The organism is Tunicatimonas sp. (assembly GCF_049647865.1).
GTDB lineage: Bacteria > Bacteroidota > Bacteroidia > Cytophagales > Cyclobacteriaceae > Tunicatimonas.
In genome coordinates this window covers 1-4,334 of record NZ_JBARYM010000153.1, presented here as the reverse complement: position 1 = coordinate 4,334, position 4,334 = coordinate 1, and the positions used below count along the sequence as shown (strand labels likewise).

The window sequence follows — 4,334 nt, the reverse complement described above, 5'->3', positions numbered from 1 at the left end:
GAGCCGGGGGTTTTCTTACCTCGCTTCGGTTGCCCCGGCCCATTAAGGCGTTCTCAATCTTTTCTATTAACACCATTCCTCAAACGTCTGTATTCTTGATAGCTCTTTCAACCCTACCTACATTTCTCACCTTCTATCATCCGTACTGGTACATCGCGGTAGTCTTAGTTGTGATATTCATCAGCATAGTTGGCTTTGAAATGTATCGGCGGTCTACGGTTGTCCAGCACCGATTATTAAAGAAAATGCTGGATGTTTTGTGATACGAAGAAGATTTTATTAGTTATATGAACATATCTTCATATAATTACGTAAAGTAGATATGACTCAATCGGTACCAACTATTAATCCGGAAAAATTAGAGAAAGTGGCCTTCATTCTGAAGACTATCGCTCACCCGTTGCGTATTGCGATTGTAGACTTACTATCGAAACGCGACCGGATGATGGTAAACGAAATCACCGAAGCCTTGGGTTCCGAGCAGTCGCTAACATCGCACCATCTTACTAACATGAAGCTAAAAGGAATTCTGTCGAGCGAACGCGACGGTAAAAAGGTATTTTATCAACTGAATATGCGAGAAGTTACCGGTGTATTAGCGTGTATGGACAAGTGTCAGGCTGTGATCTAAAAAAAATTTACTAGCACACATGAATAGATTTTCATATTTTAATATGTAAATATTTTATCAACACTATGCAAGCATTTTTATACGAACCCTGGCCCTGGTATGTTGCGGGCCCTTTAATCGGACTTATGGTCCCGTTGTTATTGTTACTGGCTAACAAACAGTTTGGTATTTCTTCCTCACTACGGCATATGTGTGCCGCCTGCGCTCCCCTAAAAATTCCGTTCTTTCATTACAATTGGAAAGCTGAGCGTTGGAACCTGGTTTTTGTAGTAGGTATTCTGCTGGGAGGTACATTGGCAAGTTTCTTTATTTCATCTACCGAACCAGTTCAGATTACCGAAGAGACTACCGCTCAGCTTCAAGCATTGGGCGTAGTAGAGTTCAATGGTTTAGTTCCTACTGACATTTTCTCTTGGAACAACCTACTCACTTTTCAAGGTATAATTTTAATGGTAGTGGGTGGATTTTTGGTAGGCTTCGGAGCCCGCTACGCCGGAGGATGCACCTCGGGCCATGCCATTATGGGATTATCGTATCTACAGTGGCCCTCGCTGGTAGCCGTCATTGGGTTTTTTATCGGAGGACTTACCGCTACTTACTTTATTCTTCCCTTACTGTTCTAAAATCATAAACAAATGACTCCTTCTACACTAAATAAAAGTCCGGAAAAAGTTTCGGAAACCACTTTTGTATTGTCATACTACCTGAAATTCTTACTACTTGGTGCCTTTTTTGGATTCGTACTCACGAAGGCTGAGGTAATCTCTTGGTTTCGCATTCAGGAGATGTTTCGCTTTGAGTCCTTTCACATGTACGGTGTAATTGGCTCGGCGGTAGTGGTCGGTATAATTTCCGTTTTTCTGATTCGCCGACTGAACCTTCGATCCGTCGATGGTGAAAAGATTGTACTACAACCTAAGAAATTTCATACTGGCACATTGCTGGGCGGAATTATTTTCGGCTTAGGTTGGGCACTAACCGGAGCCTGTCCTGGCCCACTGTTTGCGCTCGTTGGTAACGGATTTAGTATTATTCTGGTACCGCTGGTTAGTGCTATTGTAGGAACCTGGGTGTACGGGTACTTTCGGGAAAAGCTACCGCATTAGTAATCAGTTAGCGGTTCGTTTATGAACCCATCAAAAGTCCTTTTCGGTTACAGTGAATTGGAGCGTTAAATTCTGTCTAAGGCACTCATCTCCATATTGTTGATCGTCTGAATCTCACTCGGGAGCAAAATTTAATAATTTAAAATCAACTCCAAATACAACAATTATACTCTGTGCGACTAGAAATATCTAGGGTCAAAACTGTACTAAGTATAAATATACGAAGCTGATTTTATAGTATTTAATACTCAAAGTAATTCATAGGCTTTGTTTATAATTAAATAGATTTTATCAATAGGATTTATAGCATTTATCAATAACGATTATGGTAAGTTTGTTACGTTGAATAATCGAAAACCTTTTAACTATATGGAAAACAACCAACATCGTAACACCCCAGAGGATACTAATAACAAAGTTTGGGATGTGAACGAATCAAGTAGGTGCCCATTCATGGGCGGCCCTACCAAATTCACTGCTGGAAGCGGTACTTCTAATCGTGATTGGTGGCCCAACCAGCTCAACTTAACCATCCTTCGTCAGCACTCTTCGCTTTCCAACCCGATGGGCGAAGATTTTGATTATGCCGAGGAGTTTAAGAGCCTTGATCTGAAGGCAGTTAAGCAAGACCTTTATAATTTGATGACCGACTCTCAAGAATGGTGGCCCGCCGATTATGGTCACTACGGTCCGTTCTTTATTCGTATGGCGTGGCACAGTGCGGGCACCTACCGTATTGCCGATGGTCGCGGTGGTGGTGGTGCCGGAACTCAACGTTTCGCTCCCCTGAACAGTTGGCCCGATAATGCTAACTTAGACAAAGCTCGGTTACTGCTGTGGCCCATTAAGCAGAAGTACGGTCAAAAACTTTCTTGGGCTGACTTAATGATCTTAGCCGGTAATTGTGCGCTAGAATCAATGGGCTTTGAAACTTTTGGCTTTGGTGGCGGACGCGAAGACGTTTGGGAACCAGAAGAAGACATCTACTGGGGAGCTGAAGGTGAGTGGCTGGGCAACAAGCAACGCTACAACGGGGGCACTGCCGAAGATAATCAACTGGAGAACCCATTGGGAGCTTCGCACATGGGCTTGATCTATGTGAACCCAGAAGGCCCCAACGGAAACCCTGATCCGATTGGAGCAGCGCGCGACATTCGCGAAACCTTCGGTCGTATGGCCATGAACGACGAAGAAACTGTGGCACTGATTGCCGGCGGACATACCTTCGGTAAAACCCACGGAGCGGCCGACCCGGTAGAGTACGTTGGTGCTGAGCCAGAAGGAGCTGGCATTGAAGAAATGGGGATGGGATGGAAAAACACGTTCGGTACGGGTAACGCGGGTGACACCATCACTAGCGGTATTGAAGGTGCGTGGACACAAAAGCCTACCGAATGGAGTAACCTGTACTTTGAGAACTTGTTCAAGTACGATTGGGAATTAACCAAAAGCCCCGCCGGTGCTCACCAATGGAGACCCAAAGACGGTGCAGGAGCGGGTACGGTACCTGACGCCCACGATTCATCGAGGAGTCATGCTCCCTTCATGCTAACTACCGATATTGCGCTCAAGGAAGATCCAGCTTACGAGAAGATTTCTCGGCGTTTTCATGAGAATCCTGATCAGCTAGCTGATGCTTTTGCTCGTGCCTGGTTCAAACTGACCCACCGCGATATGGGTCCTAAAGCCCGCTACCTCGGCCCGGAAGTACCCGAAGAAGATTTGATTTGGCAAGACCCCGTTCCGGCGGTTTCGCATGAGTTAGTAAACGATCAGGATGTTGCTGATCTAAAGAACAAGATTCTTGACTCGGGGCTGTCGGTATCCGAACTAGTATCTACTGCTTGGGCATCAGCTTCAACCTACCGTAACTCTGATAAGCGCGGGGGTGCCAACGGAGCGCGTATTCGCCTAGCTCCTCAGAAAGATTGGGAAGTAAATAATCCGACCCAGTTGGCGAAAGTGTTAGAAAAACTGGAAAGTATTCAACAGGAATTTAATAATGCCCAGTCTGGCAAGGAAATCTCCATGGCTGACCTAATTGTTCTGGCGGGAAGTGCCGCTGTTGAGAAAGCCACGAAGGGTGCTGGGCACGATGTAACTGTACCATTTACTCCCGGTCGCACCGATGCTTCGCAAGAGCAAACTGATACCGAAGCCTTTGCTCCTCTTGAACCCAATGCCGACGGTTTCCGCAACTACTTTAGAAACCAAGACAATGTATCATCATCGGCAGAAGAAATGCTGGTGGACCGGGCGCAATTAATGACGTTAACTGCTCCTGAAATGGCGGTATTGGTAGGAGGAATGCGAGTATTGAAAGCTAACTATAATCAGTCTCAGCATGGCGTTTTTACCAATAATCCCGAAACGCTTACGAATGACTTTTTCGTGAATGTGCTCGACCTGCGAACTTCATGGAAGGCTAATTCTGATGCGCAAGATGTTTTTGAAGGAAGTGATCGGGCTACAGGAGATTTTAGTTGGGTAGGCACCCGGACCGATTTGATCTTCGGCTCAAACTCTGAGCTACGGTCTATCGCTGAAGTCTACGCTTGCCAAGATTCCAAAGAGAAGTTTGTGAACGACTTTGTAGC

General features: G+C 45.5%; 5 protein-coding genes. All 5 read left to right on the top strand.

Annotated features, from left to right (window positions below; genetic code table 11):
* Positions 1-263 (top strand): hypothetical protein (locus WBA23_RS04795; RefSeq protein ID WP_424581112.1); only part of this gene is annotated, 263 nt, incomplete at its 5' end.
* Between the two features lie 59 nt (positions 264-322).
* Positions 323-631: an ArsR/SmtB family transcription factor gene (locus WBA23_RS04790; RefSeq protein WP_424581111.1), complete on the top strand. Its 309-nt coding sequence runs from the start codon at positions 323-325 to the stop codon at positions 629-631.
* Between the two features lie 65 nt (positions 632-696).
* Positions 697-1,254, top strand: coding sequence for a YeeE/YedE family protein (locus WBA23_RS04785; RefSeq protein ID WP_424581110.1), 558 nt, complete (start codon positions 697-699; stop codon positions 1,252-1,254).
* A 12-nt stretch (positions 1,255-1,266) separates the two neighbouring features.
* Entirely contained in the window at positions 1,267-1,737 is a 471-nt protein-coding gene (locus WBA23_RS04780; RefSeq protein WP_424581109.1) for a DUF6691 family protein, read from the top strand.
* 369 nt (positions 1,738-2,106) lie between these two features.
* A partial coding sequence (gene katG / locus WBA23_RS04775; protein WP_424581108.1) for a catalase/peroxidase HPI occupies positions 2,107-4,334 on the top strand: 2,228 nt, incomplete at its 3' end.